Below are 4530 nucleotides of genomic sequence, written 5' to 3' on the forward strand. Positions count from 1 at the left end.
GGATCGAGCATAGCAGCTGCCACCCGTGTTACGCCAGCTTCAATCAACGCTTCGGTACATGGCGGAGTACGTCCATGGTGGCTGCAAGGCTCTAGAGTTATGTAAGCCGTTGCGCCGCGCGCAGCCGCACCAGCCATACGTAGTGCATGCACTTCGGCATGGGGTTCGCCAGCACGTACATGATAACCTTCACCAACGATGCAGCGGTCGCGGCTGATCACACAGCCTACATTGGGATTAGGCGCGGTTGTAAATCGCCCGCGACGGGCTAGCTTAAATGCCAACGCCAGGTAAAATTCATCACATATCATTCGATAAGCCTTTAAGATTAATCTTGTAATCTAGCTATCTCTTCGCCGAATTCGCGGATATCTTCGAAACTGCGATAGACAGAAGCAAAACGTATATAAGCAACTTTATCTAGTTTTTTCAACACGTCCATGACTAAATTACCAATGATTTGACTCGGTACTTCGCACTCTCCTATGGCGCATAAATTAAATTTAATGTTATTTATAGCCATATCGATATCGTTGGATTTGATGGGACGTTTCTCCAAAGCTTTAATAAGACCGCTGCGTAACTTATCTTCGTTGAATGATTCACGCATATCATTGCTTTTAATTACTCGTGGCAAGATAAACTCTGCTACTTCAAAAGTAGTAAAACGTTCATTACAGATAACACACTGTCGGCGGCGGCGAACTTGTGTTCCCTCTACGACGAGACGGGAGTCTATTACTTTAGTATCTACGGCAAAACAAAATAAGCAATGCATGGATAGCGCTTCCTAACTAGCTGATTAATTAAGACCAAATAAGTGTAGCGCGAACGCTGCTTATGAGAAAGCAAGCAGCACTATCTATTAGTGCAACAGCTATAGTTATTCGGGGCTTTCTTTCTCCATGTTATGTGGCAGGATATGTTCGTGCTTGATACCAAGTTTCAGCGCTAGTGCAGAAGCTACATAGATCGATGATATCGTACCGATAAACACGCCAATCAACAGCGTAATCGAAAAACTATGTAGCATAGAGCCGCCAAATATAAGAAGTATTAGTACCACCATCATAGTAATCGCTGACGTAATGATAGTCCTACTGAATATTTGGGTCAGCGAAAGATTAAAAATATCGTAAGCATTGCCGCCGCCAATTCTACGAAAATTCTCACGTATTCGGTCGGAAACTACAATACTGTCATTGAGCGAATAACCAATAACCGAAATCAGCGAAGCGATAATGGTTGATTCGATCTCAATCTTAAATAATGACAGTAACCCTAGGGTAATAATAACGTCATGGATCAAAGCAAGCACAGTGCCGGTAGCAAGTCTCCACTCAAAGCGGAAACCAACGTAGAGAAAAACACAGAGGAGAGCTAGTAATAGTGCTAAGCTGCCTGCTTGTAAGATATCGTTGCTAACGTTAGGTCCAACTAACTCGACTCGTTTCACCGTAGCCTGATTGACAACCCTAAGTACTCTATTGTCTAGTTTTTGCTGAAGATCATCTTCAACTGTCGGCATACGTATTATTATATCTCGGCTGCTACCTAAATTCTGCACTAAAAAATCTTTAAATCCTGCCTGCTCTATTACTTCGCGCATTTGCTCTAGATCTGGGGCTTGCTTTAGATGTAGTTCAATAACCATACCACCGGTGAAATCTAGTCCCCAATTAAAGCCATGCACAACCATAATAGTAATAGACGCGATAACAGATATCACCGACAAACTAAACGCTATAGAGGACCAGCGCATAAAATTGTATGCTTTATAGCTGAAATGACATTCATCAACACTTTTGTGTTGTCGATTCATAGACCGATCGATCCTAAATGGAAAGCTTATCTATTAATTTACCACCATATAGCAGATTAACGATAGCACGGGTACCTAGGATTGCGGTAAACATTGAGGTAGCAATACCAATAGCAGTTGTAATAGCGAAGCCCTTAATAGAACTAGTGCCAAACTCATAGAGAATAAGAGCGGTAATCAGAGTTGTCATATTCGCATCGACGATACTAGAAAACGTACTCTGATATCCTTGGTGAATGGCATGTGGTATGCTACTACCCTTACGTAACTCTTCTTTGATACGCTCGTAAATAAGCACGTTAGCATCCACCGCAACCGCTAACGTGAGCACAATGCCAGCGATACCCGGCATAGTCAGAGTAATACCTGGTAACAAAGACATAATACTAATAATCATAATTAAATTAGCAATAATAGTAATAGTTGCAATAAGTCCAAACTTACGGTACCATATCACCATAAATAATATAGAAGCTATCAGTCCCCATAGGCAGGCTACTAAACCCTGGGTGATATTCTGCATACCTAGAGTAGGCCCGATAGTACACTCTTCCACAATCTTAATCGGTGCAATCAGTGCCCCAGCACGTAGTAGTAGTGAAAGATGACGAGCTTCTTTTGTACTATTAATACCGGTAATACGAAACATATTGCTAATACGTGACTGGATAGTAGCAACGTTTATCACCTCTTCTTGCTTGACTAAGATAACGTTGTCTTTGGCGTCTTTTTTACCACTGTCCTTATATTCCACAAATAGTGTTGCCATCAGCTTACCGATATTATCCTTGGTAAATTTGGACATGATTATCCCGCCGGTATTATCTAGAGAAATATTAACCTGCGGCCGGTTATACTCATCGGTGCTGAAGGTAGCATTGGTAATATGGTTGCCAGTAATAATTACCCTTTTATATAGTACTACTGGCTGCCCATAGCGGGTGAATTTCACTTCATAATTTTCTGGAACGCTATTACCAGCTTCTGTACAGTGATGTACTGTATTGTTGACTAGGCGAAACTCCAGCATCGCGGTAGCGCCGATAATTTCCTTAGCACGTGCGGTATCCTGAATACCGGGCAGTTCAACTACAATTCGGTTAGAGCCCTGACGCTGTACAAGTGGTTCAGATACTCCTAATTGGTTTACACGGTTACGTAGAATAATGATATTTTGTTGTACCGCATATTTACGGGCATCATGTAGATGATTCTCCGACAAATGAGCACTGATACCATTATTCCCACTACGGGTGATTGTCATGTCTCGGTGGCTTAACATAAGCGAGGAAAGCGCTTCATCGCGAATAGAGGCGTTGCTGAAACTAATATTGCTACCATAGTTGTGACTTTTATGCACTGATGTATAAGGAATCTTTTGATCGTGCAACTCTCGAAGCAGGATATCCATAGTTTGCTCCTGCAACTTACTGAATACGGTATTCATATCTACTTCCATCAGAAAGTGCACGCCCCCGCGCAAATCTAGGCCTAATTTCATCGGCTCTGCGCCTATCATCGTTAACCATGAAGGTGTCGCTGGGGCTAAGTGAAGCGCAACGACATAATTATCGCCTAGTGCACTTAATAAAGCATCATGGGCGCGCAACTGTATCTCTTGACTTGAAAAGCGAGCCAAGATTGTACCTTTTATTAAGGAAATGGATTTGCTGATAATGTTGTTTTTTGTTAAAATTTGTTGGGTATAAAGTAGTGTTGAGGTACCCACGGTAGCACCGTGAGTACCTGTTATTTGTATAGCTAAATCTTCGCCATAAAGGTTTGGAAGCGCATAAAGTATGCCTAATATCAAAGTAAATATTAGCATTATATACTTCCACAAAGGATAGCGATTTAACACAATAGTTGTCCTCTTTTACCTCCCTATAATTATAACTGAGGTGAAATATATATTTATAGTGCTTTCATCGTACCTTTAGGTAAAACCGCAGCTATAAAGTCACTCTTAATCAAAACTTCATTAGTCTCGTTGAGTGCTACGGAAATATAACCCGTTTGAGTAACCTTAACAACTCTACCGACTAAACCGCCGGTAGTCAGCACTTCATCTCCTTTGGAGATGGAATGGATTAATGCTTTATGCACTTTGGCGCGTTTTTGCTGTGGTCGCAAGATCATGAAATAAAAAATCACACCGAAAAATACCAGCATAATTATCAGCGAGTAAGAACTTCCTTGAGATGACGCGCTTGTGCTAGCTATGGCATCAGAAACAAAAAACAGCATTGTTATTACCTCATGCATGAGTTATTTAAGAAAAACTATTTCTTTGTATTTTGATAAAATTATTCAATAAATTGTTGTGATTTACCTGTATTAATAGGCTGGTGTAAACCAGCCATCAAACGCTGGTATAAACATCAATTATGAATCTTTTTTAAACGAGCACCTAGTATTGCGTTGCAACGGTAAAGATTATGTAAATATGCACGACTATAATTACAACAGGTATAACAGTCACACTCCATATCTAACATCTAACATGGCGTATTTTTACTATCCTATTCGTTACAAAAAGATGACTATTGCGTGTACGTATTAGTATTACTGGTGGGCATTACGCAATCGAAGATATTGATACCGCGACGCCATCCTTCGACTAAATATTCTTGCTCACCAACTTATAAGTAGCCCAAACCTAATATCGATCAGTATCTTGATATCGTAAATATTGATAACCACCCACC

At 40.8% G+C, this 4530-nt stretch carries 5 protein-coding genes and 1 pseudogene; all 6 read right to left on the bottom strand.

The window, feature by feature from the left end:
- Positions 1 to 311: bifunctional diaminohydroxyphosphoribosylaminopyrimidine deaminase/5-amino-6-(5-phosphoribosylamino)uracil reductase RibD (ribD, locus tag CEX73_RS02930; RefSeq protein WP_101627092.1), on the bottom strand; the 311-nt coding region annotated here is incomplete at its 3' end.
- 17 nt (positions 312 to 328) lie between these two features.
- Positions 329 to 778, bottom strand: a complete 450-nt coding sequence (gene nrdR / locus CEX73_RS02935) for a transcriptional regulator NrdR (protein ID WP_101627093.1) — start codon at positions 776 to 778, stop codon at positions 329 to 331.
- 105 nt (positions 779 to 883) lie between these two features.
- Positions 884 to 1822 (bottom strand): protein translocase subunit SecF, encoded by a 939-nt coding sequence (secF, locus tag CEX73_RS02940; protein ID WP_101627094.1) that lies wholly within the window; start codon positions 1820 to 1822, stop codon positions 884 to 886.
- 13 nt (positions 1823 to 1835) lie between these two features.
- A complete protein-coding gene (gene secD, locus CEX73_RS02945; RefSeq protein ID WP_101627095.1) occupies positions 1836 to 3683 on the bottom strand; it encodes a protein translocase subunit SecD in 1848 nt (615 codons plus the stop codon).
- A gap of 53 nt (positions 3684 to 3736) precedes the next feature.
- Entirely contained in the window at positions 3737 to 4069 is a 333-nt protein-coding gene (gene yajC / locus CEX73_RS02950) for a preprotein translocase subunit YajC (protein WP_101627096.1), read from the bottom strand.
- 59 nt (positions 4070 to 4128) lie between these two features.
- Positions 4129 to 4464 (bottom strand): annotated as a pseudogene (locus tag CEX73_RS02955) (tRNA-guanine transglycosylase); the annotation flags it as partial.
- Positions 4465 to 4530: the final 66 nt, after the last annotated feature.

This window comes from Candidatus Palibaumannia cicadellinicola (genome assembly GCF_002855795.1).
Classification (GTDB): Bacteria; Pseudomonadota; Gammaproteobacteria; order Enterobacterales; family Enterobacteriaceae; genus Baumannia; species Baumannia cicadellinicola_C.